The organism is Streptomyces sp. XM83C (genome assembly GCF_023072675.1).
Taxonomy (GTDB): Bacteria; Actinomycetota; Actinomycetes; order Streptomycetales; family Streptomycetaceae; genus Streptomyces; species Streptomyces thermocoprophilus.
The window spans coordinates 17351-32280 of the sequence record NZ_JALLGL010000038.1 but is presented as its reverse complement, the minus strand read 5'-3'; the positions used below and the strand labels follow the sequence as shown (position 1 = coordinate 32280).

Annotated in this window: 14 protein-coding genes; 7 read left to right on the top strand and 7 right to left on the bottom strand. The window is 72.7% G+C overall.

What is annotated here, in order from left to right:
• The first annotated feature begins 52 nt into the window (after positions 1-52).
• Together MTQ10_RS07220 and ppdK are read left to right on the top strand one after the other, a co-directional pair.
• Positions 53-562: a flavodoxin domain-containing protein gene (locus tag MTQ10_RS07220; protein WP_247463439.1), complete on the top strand. Its 510-nt coding sequence runs from the start codon at positions 53-55 to the stop codon at positions 560-562.
• Positions 563-564: 2 nt separating this feature from the next.
• Complete coding sequence (gene ppdK, locus MTQ10_RS07215) at positions 565-3246, top strand: pyruvate, phosphate dikinase (protein ID WP_247463436.1); 2682 nt, start codon at positions 565-567, stop codon at positions 3244-3246.
• Between the two features lie 99 nt (positions 3247-3345).
• Here ppdK and MTQ10_RS07210 read toward each other — a convergent pair whose 3' ends face one another.
• Complete coding sequence (locus MTQ10_RS07210; protein WP_247463433.1) at positions 3346-3927, bottom strand: potassium channel family protein; 582 nt, start codon at positions 3925-3927, stop codon at positions 3346-3348.
• Between the two features lie 21 nt (positions 3928-3948).
• Positions 3949-4443, bottom strand: a complete 495-nt coding sequence (locus MTQ10_RS07205) for an FxLYD domain-containing protein (protein WP_247463431.1) — start codon at positions 4441-4443, stop codon at positions 3949-3951.
• A gap of 235 nt (positions 4444-4678) precedes the next feature.
• On the opposite strand from MTQ10_RS07205, the gene MTQ10_RS07200 reads away from it, so the two are divergent.
• A complete protein-coding gene (locus MTQ10_RS07200) occupies positions 4679-5125 on the top strand; it encodes a DUF7144 family membrane protein (RefSeq protein ID WP_247463429.1) in 447 nt (148 codons plus the stop codon).
• A gap of 319 nt (positions 5126-5444) precedes the next feature.
• Entirely contained in the window at positions 5445-8105 is a 2661-nt protein-coding gene (rph, locus tag MTQ10_RS07195; RefSeq protein WP_247463427.1) for a rifamycin-inactivating phosphotransferase, read from the top strand.
• A gap of 78 nt (positions 8106-8183) precedes the next feature.
• On the opposite strand, the gene MTQ10_RS07190 is transcribed toward rph, so the two are convergent.
• Positions 8184-8498, bottom strand: coding sequence for an alpha-amylase (locus tag MTQ10_RS07190; protein WP_247463425.1), 315 nt, complete (start codon positions 8496-8498; stop codon positions 8184-8186).
• A 419-nt stretch (positions 8499-8917) separates the two neighbouring features.
• Between MTQ10_RS07190 and MTQ10_RS07185 the strand changes: the two genes are divergently transcribed.
• Positions 8918-9562, top strand: a complete 645-nt coding sequence (locus MTQ10_RS07185) for an MBL fold metallo-hydrolase (RefSeq protein ID WP_247463423.1) — start codon at positions 8918-8920, stop codon at positions 9560-9562.
• 88 nt (positions 9563-9650) lie between these two features.
• Positions 9651-10079, top strand: coding sequence for a MarR family winged helix-turn-helix transcriptional regulator (locus MTQ10_RS07180; protein ID WP_247463421.1), 429 nt, complete (start codon positions 9651-9653; stop codon positions 10077-10079).
• A 44-nt stretch (positions 10080-10123) separates the two neighbouring features.
• Here MTQ10_RS07180 and MTQ10_RS07175 read toward each other — a convergent pair whose 3' ends face one another.
• Entirely contained in the window at positions 10124-11143 is a 1020-nt protein-coding gene (locus MTQ10_RS07175; RefSeq protein ID WP_247463419.1) for an aldo/keto reductase, read from the bottom strand.
• A 163-nt stretch (positions 11144-11306) separates the two neighbouring features.
• On the opposite strand from MTQ10_RS07175, the gene MTQ10_RS07170 reads away from it, so the two are divergent.
• Positions 11307-12164 (top strand): helix-turn-helix domain-containing protein, encoded by an 858-nt coding sequence (locus MTQ10_RS07170; RefSeq protein ID WP_247463417.1) that lies wholly within the window; start codon positions 11307-11309, stop codon positions 12162-12164.
• Between the two features lie 203 nt (positions 12165-12367).
• Here MTQ10_RS07170 and gap read toward each other — a convergent pair whose 3' ends face one another.
• The 3 genes from gap to MTQ10_RS07155 form a co-directional block, all read right to left on the bottom strand.
• Positions 12368-13363 carry a type I glyceraldehyde-3-phosphate dehydrogenase gene (gap, locus tag MTQ10_RS07165; RefSeq protein ID WP_247463416.1) on the bottom strand — a complete coding sequence of 332 codons (996 nt, stop codon included), beginning with the start codon at positions 13361-13363 and terminating at the stop codon, positions 12368-12370.
• Positions 13364-13551: 188 nt separating this feature from the next.
• On the bottom strand, positions 13552-14508 hold the full coding sequence (locus MTQ10_RS07160) for a GlxA family transcriptional regulator (protein ID WP_247463413.1): 957 nt from the start codon (positions 14506-14508) through the stop codon (positions 13552-13554).
• A gap of 29 nt (positions 14509-14537) precedes the next feature.
• The gene (locus tag MTQ10_RS07155) at positions 14538-14756 is read right to left on the bottom strand and encodes a hypothetical protein (protein ID WP_247463412.1); all 219 of its coding nucleotides are present in this window, start codon (positions 14754-14756) and stop codon (positions 14538-14540) included.
• Between the last annotated feature and the right edge of the window lie 174 nt (positions 14757-14930).

The window sequence follows — 14930 nt, the reverse complement described above, 5'->3', positions numbered from 1 at the left end:
CCACCGAACCCCCACCCACCGAATCGTCCCCACCGAACCGGAGGAAGCCGCCATGAACGCCAAGGTGCTCGTCGCGTACGGCTCGACCAACGGGTCCACCGCCCGGATCGCCGACGCCGTCGCCGCGGTCCTCGACAAGGAGGGACTGACCGCCGAGACGCGGCCCGCCGGGTCCGTCCAGGACGTGTCCCCCTACGACGCCGTCGTGATCGGCGGCGGCCTCTACGCCGGACGCTGGCACAAGGACTCCCGCCGCTTCGCCCGCCGCCACCGGCAGGCCCTTGCCGAGCGGCCCGTGTGGCTGTTCAGCAGCGGCCCGCTCGACCCCTCCGCCGGTGAGCGGGACATCCCGCCCGTGCCCGGCGTCCGGCGCATCATGGACCGGGTCGGCGCCCGGGAGCACGTCACCTTCGGCGGCTGCCTGGAGGAGGGCGCGAAGGGGTGGGTGGCCCGCATGATCCTCAAGGACGGCAAGGGCGGCGACTTCCGCGACTTCGGCCGTATCGAGGCCTGGGCGGCCCGCGTCGCGGGCGAGTTGACCGGCGCACGGCAGGAGCGGTGACCATGACCGGCTATGTACGCGCGTTCGGCGACGGCAGCCGCGACATGGCCGCCCTCCTCGGCGGCAAGGGAGCCGGCCTCGCCGAGATGACCCGGCTCGGGCTGCCCGTCCCGCCCGGCTTCACCGTGACCACCGACGCCTGCCGCGTCTGGCTGAAGACCGGCGAGGAGCCACCCGGACTGTCCGCCGAGACCGCTCTCGCCATGGCCCGGCTGGAGCGGGCCATGGGCCGCCGGCTCGGCGCCGCCGACGACCCGCTGCTGGTGTCCGTGCGCTCCGGCGCCCCCTTCTCGATGCCCGGCATGATGGACACGATCCTCGACATCGGTCTGAACGACACCTCCGTCATCGGACTCGCCGAGGCCACCGGACAGGAACGGTTCGCCTGGGACTCCTACCGGCGCCTCGTCCAGATGTTCGGCCATGTCGTGCTGGGCGTGGACGCCCACCTGTTCGAGCAGGCCATCGCCGCCCGCACCGCCCGGCGCGGCACGCACGACGAGCACGCCCTGGACGCCGCCGAAGTGGCCGCGCTCACCGACGAGTTCAAGAGCATCGTCCGCCGGGAGACCGGGGAGGACTTCCCGCAGGACCCCGGCGAACAGCTCACCCGCGCCGTCCGCGCCGTCTTCGCCTCCTGGAACAGCGAACGCGCCCGCGTCTACCGCCGCCGCGAGCACATCCCCGACGACCTCGGCACCGCCGTCAACGTCCAGGCCATGGTGTTCGGCAACCTCGGCGCCGACTCCGGCACCGGCGTCGCCTTCACCCGCGACCCCGCCACCGGCGCACCCGGCCTGTACGGCGACTATCTGCCCGACGCACAGGGCGAGGACGTCGTCTCCGGTGTCCGCGACACCGTGCCCCTCACCGAGCTGCGGCGCATCGCCCCCCGCGTCCACCACCAACTCGGCGACCATCTGCGCACCCTGGAGCGGCACTACCGCGACCTGTGCGACGTGGAGTTCACCGTGGAGCGCGGCCGGCTGTGGATCCTGCAGACCCGCATCGGCAAACGCACCGCCGAGGCCGCCTTCCGCATCGCCCACGACCTGAGCGAGGAAGGCACCATCAGCGCCGACGAGGCGCTGGCACGGGTCGACGGCGCCGGACTGACCCGGCTGATGTTCCCCCGGTTCGCCACCCCCGACGACACGCCTCTCGCCCGCGGCGTGCCCGCCTCCCCGGGCGCGGCGGTCGGCGCCGCCGTCTTCGACTCCGCCGAGGCCGTACGCCGTGCCGCCGCCGGCGAGCCCGCGGTGCTGGTCCGCCGGGAGACCTCCCCCGACGACCTGCCCGGCATGATCGCCGCCCGCGCCGTCCTCACCAGCCGCGGCGGCAAGACCAGCCATGCCGCCGTCGTCGCCCGCGGCATGGGCAGGGTGTGCGTGTGCGGCGCCGACACCCTCGACGTCGACACCGAGCGGCGGCGGTTCACCACCGCCGACGGCGTCGTCGTCCACGAAGGGGACACCCTCTCCGTCGACGGCACCGCCGGCACCGTCCACCTCGGCGCGCTGCCCCTCACCACCTCCGACGTCGGGCAGGCCCTGGCCACCGGCACCGCCGACGGCCCGCTCACCGAGGCCGTGCTCGCCGCCCTCGCCCACGCCGACGCCGTACGTCGCCTGGAGGTGCGCGCCAACGCCGACACCCCCGAGGACGCCGTCCGCGCCCGCGCGCTGGGCGCCCAGGGCATCGGGCTGTGCCGTACCGAGCACATGTTCCTCGGCGAGCGCAGGACACTGGTCGAACAGCTCATCCTGGCCCGCGACGACACCGCCCGCGAACAGGCACTCGCCGCCCTGCTGCCCCTGCAACGCGCCGACTTCACCGGCATCCTCGCCGCGATGGACGGCCTGCCGGTCACCGTCCGCCTCATCGACCCCCCGCTGCACGAGTTCCTGCCCGACCGCACCCGGCTCGCGGTCCGCCTCGCCCGCAGCCCGGACCCCGACCCGCACGACCGCGCCCTGCTGGACGCCGTGGAACGCATGCGCGAGCAGAACCCGATGCTCGGGCTGCGCGGCGTCCGCCTCGGCCTGGCCGTGCCCGGACTGACGGCCATGCAGGTCCGCGCGCTCGCCGAGGCCGTCGTACAGCGCCGCCGGGACGGCGGCAGGCCACGCCCCGAGATCATGATCCCGCTGGTGGGCACCGTGGAGGAGCTGCGGCTCGCCCGCGCCGAGGCGGAGCGGGTCCTCGCCGAGGTCGCCGCCGAGGCCGGCCTGCCGGAGCACGACCTGGACTGCCCCGTCGGCACCATGATCGAGCTGCCGCGGGCCGCCCTCACCGCAGGACGCCTCGCCGAGGTGGCCGACTTCTTCTCCTTCGGCACCAACGACCTGACCCAGACCACCTGGGGCCTGTCCCGCGACGACGCGGAGGCCTCCTTCCTCCCGCTGTATCTGGAGAGGGGCGTCCTCGCCGTGTCGCCGTTCGAGACGATCGACGAGGAGGGCGTCGGCCGTCTCGTGGAACTCGCCGTCGCGGAAGGCCGCGCCGCCGCCCCGCGCCTGGAGACGGGCGTGTGCGGCGAGCACGGCGGTGACCCGGCCTCCGTCCACTTCTTCCACCGGGCCGGTCTCGACTACGTCTCCTGCTCGCCGTTCCGCGTCCCCGCGGCCCGGCTCGAGGCGGGCCGGGCCGCCCTCGACGGCACGGAGGGAACCGACAGCCGGTGACCGGGGCCCGGCACGCGCGGGTCAGTGCGGGGCGAGGACGCGGAACTCGAAGCCGAGGCCCTGCCGAAGGCCCCCGACGCGCCTGCCGTCCGGGGCTGTTCAGGAGGGCGGCCGGTCCCGGACGTGATGCCGGATCTCGAACGCCCGCCGCACCCGACGGCTCAGCGCCGCCCCCGCCGCGGTGACGAACACGAACGTGTAGACGATCTGCACGATCACCACGCCCCGGGCCGACTGACCCTGCGGGACGATGTCGCCGTACCCGATGGTCGCCAGGGTCACCAGCGTGAAGTAGAGGGCGTCGAGACGTGTGCTGAGGCCGGAGATCTCACCGGCCACCCGCCCCAGGACGTAGTAGGCGCCGGCGAAGACGAGGACCGACAGGCACAGCAGGAGCGGCAGGAGCAGACCCGAACTCACCTCGGGCCGGTCCTGCAGCACATCGAGGATCTGACGCAGGATCAGCAACGCGATGAGCCCGAGCGACACGCACAGCAGGGTCCAGCTCAGCACCGGCCGCTGCGGGCCCAGTTCGTGCAGCGGCAGCACGAAGTAGGCGACGATCGCGGCGATCACCAGCAGCAGCGCGCCGACCGCCGGCCAGGACGAACCGGCGACGGGCCCGGACGGCGTACCGCCCGGCACCGGGGCCGGGTCGGGCGGTCGTGGCGAGTTGTTCACGCGGGGCCGTCCTGCCGCCTGTCAGTACCGCAGCGCGTTCGCGACCCGGGCCCGCACCGTGCCGGACAGGCGGTGCGTGCTGCGCGCCGTCGCCTTGCCCGACGCGTTCGCGGCCACGTCCGGAACGGTCACCAGCACGACGTCCAGGAGGTTGCCCCCGGAGTCGCGGAAGTCGACCTGCACGGCGAACGACCTCTGCTCGTCCGTGGTGTTGCGCGCGGTGACCTCGACCGTCGTACGGCCGTCGCCGTCGGTTTCCGGGTCGCCGAGCGTGACGTCCGACTCGGCGTCGACGCCGCCCTTCACCGAGTCCAGCTCGCGCCGCACCTCCGCGGTGGCCGACGCCAGCGCCTCCGCGCCCTGCGACGCCAGCGACGAGGCGGCAGCGGTGGCCTCGGCGCCGACGGACGCGGCTCTGCTCGCCACATCCGACACGTCACCGTCCGAGCAGCCGCTCACCCCGGCCGCCACTGCGAGCACCACGGCCGCCGTGGCCCGGGACATCCGTCCGCCCATGCCGCCTCCTGCCCGATCCGATCCGGCTCCACCAGTCAACGGGCGTCGCGCCCGGCCCGCATGTCCGGGCGCCCCGTATCCGGGCGTCCGCCCCGGCAGGGCCCGCCCTCACCGAGCGGCGTTCACCCGAACGGCGTCCCCCTCATGGCCGTGCCCCGCCCCACGGCCGATCGTCGGAACCAGGTCCGGCGGGCGCCGACCGGCGCCGCTCGCCGTGCGAGAACGGAGCGCGACCATGACCGCACAGCCTCACTCGGGACCGGGACAGGGCGACCACGGGCGGACCGCCCCCACCGGGCAGAGCCCGTGGGTGGCCGGCGGAGCCACGTTCGCCGGTGTCCTGCTGCTGCTCAACGGCATCCTGGCAGTCCTCCAGGGCATCGCCGCGATCGCCGAGGACGACGTGTACGCCCGTATCGGCAGCTATGTGTACGAGATCAACCTCACCGGTTGGGGCTGGATCCTGCTGATCCTCGGCGTCATCGCCGCCTGCGCGGGAGCCGGCATCCTCCACGGTGCCTCCTGGGCGCGCGCGGTCGGTATCGCGCTGGCCTCGCTGAGCCTCGTCGCGCAGTTCCTGTTCCTGCCGTACCAGCCCGTCTGGTCGGTGATCATGATGGCGCTGGACGTGTTCGTGATCTGGGCCCTGGCCACCTACCGGCCGGAGAACGCCCGGTACTGAGCCTTCGGTCACCCCGAGGGCACGGGGAGATCAGCGAAAAACGGGGGAAAGCGGAAAAACGAATGGGGCAAGGAGATGTCGATTTCTCCTTGCCCTTTTCAACGTATAGCAGGAGGGGGGCCTTGTGGCAAGGCCCCCCTCAGCGCGCAGAATCATCGGCCCGAGCCACAACCTGCGGAAACGAGGCACGAGTGCCGATGCCGTTGTCGACGCGCGGAGGATGTGCGTATGCGCCGTCCACCGCGTCGGAAAGAGGAAATCCGTCGAAGGGAATGCAGCACAGAACAATTGCGGGTCCGACGGTCGCGGAGGTGTCGTGATGACCGAGTCGTATGTGCGGGATCTGCGCGAGGTCGACGCGTCACGCATCGCGGACGTCGGCGGCAAGGGAGCACAACTGGGCGCGCTCACGCGGATCGACGGCATCCGCGTGCCGGACGGCTTCTGCGTCACCACGGACGCGTACCGGCGCGCCGTCACGCGCACGCCCGCCGTCCGGGATCTGCTGGAGGAGCTGGCGCACACCGGCCCCGACGACCGGGAAGGACTCCGCGTTCTCGGCGCGCGCGTCCGCCGGGCCGTCGAGGACACGCCCGTCCCGGACGAGGTCGCCGAGGCCGTGGACGGCGCACTCGCCCGGTTCGCCGACGGGACCGCCTTCGCCGTACGGTCCAGCGCCACCGCCGAGGACTTGCCGACGGCGTCCTTCGCCGGCCAGCAGGACACGTACCTGAACGTCGTCGGCGCGGACGAGGTGCTGCGGCACATCCGCCGGTGCTGGGCCTCGCTCTTCAGCGACCGGGCCGTCACCTACCGCCTGCGGAACGGCATCGACCACCGTGCCGTGCACATGGGCGTGGTCGTGCAGCGGATGGTCCTCCCTCGGGCCGCGGGTGTGCTGTTCACCGCGGATCCGGTCTCCGGCCACCGCCGGACGGCCGCCGTGGAGGCCGCGTACGGGCTCGGCGAGGCCCTGGTCTCCGGTCTGGTCGGGCCGGACGTCTTCACCGTCCGCGACGGCCGCGTCGTCGGCAGGACGGTCGGCGCGAAGCAGCGCGCCGTGCGGGCGCTGCCCGGCGGCGGCACCCAGGAGGTGCCCGTCGAGGCGGGGCACCGGGACCGGCCGGCGCTGAGCGACGCGGAGGTGCTGGAGCTGGAGCGGCTCGGCCGGCGGATCGAGGCGCACTTCGGCAGCCCGCAGGACATCGAGTGGTGCCTGACGGACGACGGGTCCCGTACCGATGTCTGGATCGTGCAGAGCCGGCCGATCACCAACCTGTTCCCCGTCCCGGACGCCGGCGACGACGAGAAGCACATCTATCTCTCCGTCGGCCACCAGCAGATGATGACCGACGCGATGAAACCCCTCGGCCTGTCGGTGTGGCAGCTGACGTCCATGGCGCCGATGCTCGTGGCGGGCGGCCGGCTGTTCGTCGACGCCACGGCCCGGCTGGCCTCGCCCTCGGGGCGCGCCGCGCTGCTGGACATGGTCGGCAGATCGGACCCGCTGACCAAGGACGCGCTGGAGACCGTCCTCGAGCGCGACGACGTCCTCCCGGCGGCGGCGTCCGGGGCGGCACCGTCCGGTGCGGCACCGGCACCGCCGTCCGGGGCGGCACCGGCACCGCCGTCCGGGCGCGGGAGTGCGCCCGCTCCGATAGAGACCGACCCCGGCCTGGTCAAGGAGCTGATCAGCCGCTGCGAGGCGTCCCGCGAGCAGCTCGCCCGGGACCTTCGCACGAAGAGCGGGCCGGAGCTGTTCGGATTCCTGCTGGAGGCGTTCGCGGAACACAGACGGGTGCTCGGCGATCCGCTGAGCATCCAGGTGATCATGGCGGGGATGGAGGCCACATGGTGGCTCAACGACCACCTCCAGGAATGGCTGGGGGAGAAGAACGCCGCCGACACCCTCACCCTCTCCGCCCCCGGCAACATCACCTCCGAGATGGGCCTGGCCCTCCTCGACGTCGCCGACGTCGTCCGGCCCCGCCCGCAGGTGGTGGAGTTCCTGCGGACGGTCGACGGAGACGACGACGGCTTCCTCGGGAAGCTGGCGGAGCTGCCCGGCGGACGCGAGGTCCGCGACGCCGTCGAGGCCTACCTCGACCGGTACGGCATGCGCTGCGTCGGCGAGATCGACATCACGCGGCCCCGCTGGCGGGAACACCCCGCCGCGCTCGTGCCCGCGCTCCTCGACAACGTGCGCAACTTCGGCCCGGGAGCCGCCCGGCAGCGGTTCGAGGAGGGCCGGAGACGGGCGTACGAGAAGGAGCGGGACGTCCTGGCCCGCCTGCGGGCACTGCCGGACGGCGCGGCCAAGGCGGACGAGACGAAACGCATGATCGACCGGGTGCGGACCTTCATCGGCTACCGGGAGTACCCGAAGTACGACGTCGTCAGCCGCTACTTCCTGTACAAGCAGGCCCTCATGGCGGAGGCGGACCGTCTCGTGGCGGCCGGCGTCCTCGCCGGCCGGGAGGACGCCTTCCACCTGACCTTCGAGGAGCTGCACGAGGTCGCGCGCACCCATCGGGTGGACGAGGGGCTGCTGCGGCGGCGCAAGGAGGAGTTCCGGTTCCATCGCACGCTCACCCCGCCCCGCGTGCTCACCTCGGACGGCGAGGCCCTCGACGGGTCGTACCGGCGCGACGACGTCCCGGAGGGCGCGCTGGCCGGCCTGCCGGTGTCAGCGGGCACGGTGGAGGGCAGGGCCCGCGTCGTCCACGACATCGCCGACGCCGAACTCGAAGCGGGCGACATCCTCGTCACCACGTTCACCGACCCCAGCTGGTCGCCGCTGTTCGTCGGCGTCGCCGGCCTGGTGGCCGAGGTCGGCGGCGCGATGACCCATGGCGCGGTCATCGCCCGCGAGTACGGTCTGCCGGCCGTCGTCGGCGTCCCCGACGCCACCCGCGTGATCGTGGACGGCGCCCGTATCCGTGTGCACGGCACGGAGGGGTGGGTGGAGATCCTGGGCTGACGGGCCGTCACCGAGGGTGGCCGGGTGCCCTGACCGCGCCGTACGGGATGCGGCGCGGCGCACCGGGGCCGCGCGGTGTCAGGGGCAGAGGGACAGGTGGCGGGCGTGGCCGTGCGGGCCGATGTAGCCCTCGCCCACGGTCGTGATCCGACGCGGTTCCACGATGTGGCAGACACCCTCGGTGTCGTCCTCGTAGACGACCTTCACGGTGAGCGTGTCGGCGCAGCCGTTCTCGGCCTGGGTGTAGCGCCAGCTCTGATGGAGCGTCACGCAGGAGGGCGCGGGGCCGGGGACGGCCGTGTCGGCGGCGGCCGGCCCGGTCGCGACGGCGGACAGGGCGAGCGCGACTCCCGCACCCGCGAGGGCCGCGTACCGCAGGACTCGTCTGTGCATGGCGGTGACCTTCCTGAGAATCCGTCAAAGACTTGAAGACACAGGGCGACTGACGGCCTGTCCTGTGTTCAATGGATGACAGTCTGTGGTCTGCCGGGCGTCGCGCAATGCGGCGCCCGGCTCATTCGGCCACCGTGTGTCTTACGGGCGTCGACCGCATCTGACCTGCGATGTCGATGCCGCTGTTGCATGACGCCATGGTTGATTCCTTGAGCATTTCTGTGTTCACCACCTGACGCGCCCGTCGCTTCGCAGGTGGTCGCACCCGCGGGCCCTCGTGGCCTGCCCTCGACCTGCGGGGGGCGGAGTCCGGGCATCCGGCCGCATCCGGCCGCTCCGGCCGACGGCCGCACCGTGATATCCACAACCATGTTGTACAGTTTGATTGTACAAATTTCTGGTTCCCGGAAGGAAGTCCTGTGCGTCTCACCAAGTTCGCCCACGCCTGCGTCGCCCTGGAGAAGGACGGCACCCGCCTCGTCGTCGACCCCGGCACCTTCACGCCCGAAGCGGCCGAAGCCGTGGGCCGCGCCGACGCCGTACTCATCACCCACGAGCACTTCGACCACTTCGACGACAAGCTCGTCGCAGCCGCCCTGAAGGACCGGCCCGGCCTGCGCGTCTACGCACCGGCCTTGGTCGCCGACCGGCTCGGCGACCACGACGGGCGCGTCCGCTGCGTCGCCGACGGCGACACGTTCACCGTCGGCTCCTTCACCGTCTCCGCCCACGGCCACCGCCACGCGCTGATCCACGCCGACATCGCGTGCCCCGACAACGTCGGCTACCTCGTCGACGACGGCGCCGTCTACCACCCGGGCGACGCCTACTTCGCGCCCCACGCGCGCGTGCGCACCCTCCTGCTGCCGACGAGCGGACCCTGGACCAAGCTCGGCGAAGCCGCCGACTACGTCCGCGCGGTCCGGCCCGAGCGGATCATCCAGATCCACGAGCTGATGCTCAGCGACCTCGGCCGGCAGTCCACCGCCACGCTCCTCGGCGAGAACGGCCTGACCGGCATCCCCGTCACCCGCCTGGCACCCGGCACCACCGTCGACCTGTGACACCGGGCAACCCGGCGGACCGCACTCCCCGCCGGGGCGTACAGCCCGCTTGTACACCCCGGCTGCACGACCCGCCTAGGATGCACCCATGGACGACGAGGACACCCTCGCAGAGGACCTGCGGCAGACCATCGGGGAACTGGTCCGCACCGTACGCGCGGTCGACACCCTGCCCCTCGCGGAAGCCGCCGTCCTCGGCCATCTGGACCGCACCGGCCCGCAGACCACGGCCGAACTGGCACAACGCCGGGGCGTCACCCACCAGTCGTCCGCGAAGACCGTCAAGGACCTGCGCACCGGCGGACTCGTGCGCACCGAGCCCCACCCCACCGACGGCCGGAAACTCCTCGTCCACATCACCGACACCGGACGCGCCCGGCTCCGCACGGCCCGCGCCCAGCGCTCCGACCGTCTGAGCGTCGCCCTCCGCGAGGAACTCAGCCCGGCCGAACAACAGCACCTGCGCGACTGCGTGCCTCTCCTCGCCCGCCTCACCGCCTACCTGCGAAACCACTGACCCGCGCACCCCCCCGGCACATCCACCCGCCGGGCCGTCCGGGCTCAGGCCGCCGACCGGAGCCCGGCGGGGCGGCGCCGAAGAGCGGCGTCCAGCAGGGCAGGCGGCCGGTACTCCTGGTCGAGCGCGGTGACATCGGTGCCCGGCGGGACGATCTCGTCGATCCGGTCGAGGAGGTCGTCGGACAACTCGACCCCGGCCCCCGCCAGCAGATCGTCGAGATGCTCCATCGTGCGCGGGCCGAGCAGCGCGGCACTGACCCCGGGGTGGGCGACGGTGAAAGCCATGGCCAGGTGCGTCAGGGGCAGTCCGGCCTCCTTCGCGAGCGGGACGAGTTCTTCGACGACATCGATACGGCGCTCGTCGGACAGATGCCGCGAGAACCGCGTGCGCTTGAGGTCGTTCTCCCCGCCCTTGCGCACCCGGCCGGTCAGCAGGCCCTGACCGAACGGGCCCCACACCATCACCCCCATGCCGTACTCCTGCGCGAGCGGCAGGACCTCCCGTTCGATGCCGCGGTTCAGGATCGAGTACGGCGGCTGCTCGGTGCGCATCCGATGCAGCCCTGCCCGTTCCGCCACCCACTGCGCCTGCACGATCATCGACGGGGGAGTGGTGGACGAGCCGACGGCGCGCACCTTGCCGGCCCTCACCAGGTCGGTCAGGACGGAAAGGGTCTCCTCCAGGTCGGTGTCCGGGTCGGGCCGCTGCAACTGGTAGACGTCGATGTGATCGGTGCCGAGCCGGCGCAGCGAGTTCTCCACGGCCGTGGTGATCCAGCGGCGTGAGGCGCCCTTCCGGTTGGGGCCCTCGCCCATGGGCAGGCCCACCTTGGTGGCCAGCACCACCTCGTCGCGGCGGCCCTTAAGGGCCCTCCCGACGATGTCCTCCGAGTCCCCGTAGCGGTCGGCGGTGTCGATGAGGTTGATCCCCGCGTCGATCGCCCTGTGGATGATCCTGACCGACTCGTCGGGGTCGTTGCCCATCACGCCGGCCAGCATCAGCGTGCCCAGTCCGTAGGGGCTGACCTTGATCCCGGTCCGCCCGAGGTTGCGGTACTTCATCAACGTGCTCCTTCGGTGCGGATCGGCGGGGGTCCCCGCCGACCGCCGGCCGTGGGCCGGTGCGTCCACCGTCCCCGGCCCCGAGGGCGACGACCAGTGCCCGCCGCAGCCTGTGGACCCGCAGTACCACGACGGGGCGCGACCGGTCGGCGATACTCGGGGCATGACCGGAACCACGGATCTCGGCAGGGCGTTGCATGCCTGGCGGGACCGCACACAACCGGCCCAGGTCGGCCTCCCCGACAGCGGAGGCCGGCGCGCGCCGGGCCTGCGCCGGGAGGAACTCGCCCGGCTCGCCGGGCTGTCCGTCGACTACATCGTGCGGCTCGAACAGGGCAGGTCGACCAACCCGTCCCCGCAGGTGCTGTCCGCGCTGGCACGGGCACTGCGGCTGACGACCGCGGAGCGGGAGCACCTGTTCGTGCTCGCCGGTCAGACAGTGCCCAGCGCCGGACAGATCTCCGATCATGTGCCGGCGGGCGTACAGCGTCTCCTCGACCGGCTGACCGGCACACCGCTCAGCGTGTACGACGCCGCCTGGAACCTCATCATGTGGAACCCGCTGTGGGCGGCACTGTTCGGTGATCCGCCGCCCTCACGCGGCTTCGGCAGGAACGCCGTGTGGTGGTCCTTCGTCGCACCGCCCGCCGGATACCCGCAGGCGGTCAGCCGGCGGACGGGACACCGCGCGGCCTTCGTGTCCGACCTGCGGGCGGCATCCGCCCGCTATCCCAAGGACGCCGGGCTGGCCGCGCTCATCGGCGAGCTGCGCTCCCGCAGCGACGACTTCGCGGCACTGTGGGACTCCGGCGTGGTGGGCGTGCACGAGTCCCTGACCAAGACGCTCCGGCACGCGAGCGTGGGTGAACTCACCCTCGACTGCGACTTCCTCGCGGCGCTCGGCACCGATCTGCGCATCATGGCGTTCAGCGCGGCCGAGGGCAGCGAGACCGCCGAACGGCTGCGGCTGCTGGAGGTCGTCGGCGTCCAGACCCTCACGGGCGCCGGCACGGACACCTGACCGCGGGACGCGGTCCGGACCCGCCGTACGCCGCGAGCCGTATACCATGAGCGGTTCGGCACGAGCCGTACGCCGCAGCCGTACGAGAGCCGGTTCGACACGAGCGTTCGCCACGAGCAGCCCCACGGCGTGAGGAAACCGGTGAGTCCTCCGCGGCCGGACACCTGGACCGCGAAGGACTCGGCACGTTCACCCGGTGCGGCTCACGCGGCGAGCAGTTCCAGCGTGTCGATCACCCGGTTCGAGAAACCCCACTCGTTGTCGTACCAGGCGACGACCTTCACATGACGGCCGTCGACCCTGGTCAGCGCCGAGTCGAAGATCGCCGACGCCGGGTTGCCGGTGATGTCGGACGAGACCAGCGGGTCCTCCGAGTACTCCAGGATGCCGGCCAGCGGCCCCGCGGCCGCCGCCCGGTACGCCGCCAGCACGTCGTCACGCGTCACGTCCCGGGCCACCGTCGTGTTCAGCTCCACGATCGAGCCCACCGGCACCGGCACCCGGATCGAGTCACCGGACAGCTTGCCGTCCAGGTTCGGCAGCACCAGGCCGATCGCCTTCGCCGCACCCGTCGTCGTCGGCACGATGTTCACGCCCGCCGCCCGGGCCCGGCGCGCGTCGCGGTGCGGGCCGTCCTGAAGGTTCTGCTCCTGGGTGTAGGCGTGCACCGTCGTCATGAACCCGTGCTCGATGCCCGCGAGTTCGTCGAGGACGGCGGCGAGCGGCGCCAACGCGTTCGTGGTGCAGGAGGCGTTCGAGACGATCGTGTGCAGCTCCGCGTCGTAGGCGTCGGTGTTCACGCCGTACGCCAGCGTGACATCGGCCCCGTCGGACGGAGCGCTCACCAGCACCTTCCGCGCCCCCGCGTCCAGATGGGCGCGAGCGGCCCTGGCCGAGGTGAAACGGCCGGTCGACTCCAGCACGATGTCCACGCCGAGCTCCGCCCACGGCAGCGCCGCCGGCTCGCGCTCCGCGAGCACCCGTGTACGACGGCCGTCGACGACGAGGGTGTCACCGTCGACGGACACCGGACGGCCGAGCCGCCCCGCCGTGCTGTCGAAGGCGAGCAGCCGCGCCAGCGCGGCCGGCTCCGTCAGATCGTTCACCGCGACGATCTCCAGGGCACTGTCACGCTCCAGCAGCGCGCGCAGCACATTGCGTCCGATACGGCCGAAACCATTGATGGCTATGCGGGTCATGAACTGGGCTCCTTTCCCTTCGCAACCCCAGGCTCGCCGACCGCCCGACCCGCTGACAGTGGCGGGAACGCCACGGTTCACAAGGATCCCGCCACCCGCCCGCAACGGCCCCGAAACGCCCCGGCAACACCTGCACGGACCCGCAGCAGGACAGCTCCCCCGCAGGACCGCGCCCTTGGAAGCGACGCCTACTCGCCCCGCGTGAACGTGCGCCGGTACTCGCTCGGCGTGGTGCCGAGGATCCGCTGGAAATGCAGACGCAGATTCGCGCCCGTGCCCAGCCCGACATCGGCGGCGATCTGCTCCACACTGCGCTGCGACCGCTCCAGCAGCTCCCGCGCCAGATCGATCCGCGCCCGCATCACCCACTGCATCGGCGTACAGCCGGTCTCCTCCACGAAACGCCTGGAGAACGTACGCGGCGACACCCCGGCCTGCCGCGCCAGCACCTCCAGCGTCAAGGGTTCACCGAGCCGGCGCAGCGCCCACTCGCGGGTGGCGCCGAACCGCTCTCCGCGCGGCTCCGGCACACTCCGCGGCACGTACTGGGCCTGCCCGCCGCTGCGGTACGGCGCCGCCACCAGCCGCCGCGCGGCATGGTTGGAAGCGGCCACGCCCAGATCACCGCGCAGGATGTGCAGGCACAGATCGATCCCGGACGCCGCACCGGCCGAGGTCAGCACACTGCCCTCGTCGACGAACAGCACGTTCTCGTCGACCCGGACCAGAGGATGCCGCGCCGCCAGCGCCCGCGTGTAATGCCAGTGCGTGGTCGCGCGGCGGCCGTCCAGCAGACCCGTCGAGGCGAGAGCGAAGGCCCCCGTCGAGATCGCGGCGAGCCGCGCACCCCGCGCATGAGCGGCGACCAGCGCCTCCACCACGGCACGCGGCGGGTCCTCACGGTCCGGGAACCGATAGCCGGGCACGAACACGATGTCCGCCCACTCCAGCGCCTCCAGACCGTGCGCCACGGAGTACGACAGCCCGTCCCCGCCGGTGACCGGCCCCCGCGCCGCCCCGCACACCCGCACCTCGTACGGCATGCTCGCGCGCGTCGTGAAGACCTGGGCGGGGATGCCGACATCGAGCGGCTTCGCGCCCTCCAGCACGAGCACGGCGACACGGCGCAGACGGGTGGCGGACACAGCGCAAGCCTATGCGCGGTCCGGCCGCGTCAGTGCGGCTGCCACACCCGGGCGCCGCCGCCCCGCCACTCGATGAGCGGCGACTCGCGCACCCAGTCGTCGTCCACCTCGTCCAGACCGGCCAGCCGCAGGAACTCCACGACGTCCAGGGGGCCGTACGCCATGCCGACGAACCGTCCGCCGACCCGCACCCGGCGCCCGCCGTCCGCGCCGGGCGGGAACACCACGATGGGCTGAGGGGAAACCATGGACCCACCGTGCGGCAGCCCGCCCCGGCCCGCACCACGTCATGGGCCGGTCGTGTGCCCGGACCGCGACCGGAGGCCGCCCGTACGGGCTCCGCGTCCGCCGGAACCGTGCCCGCACCGCGCCCGGGACCCGACGCTCGCCTTTCGGGCCCACCGACGTGCCGATGAACGGTG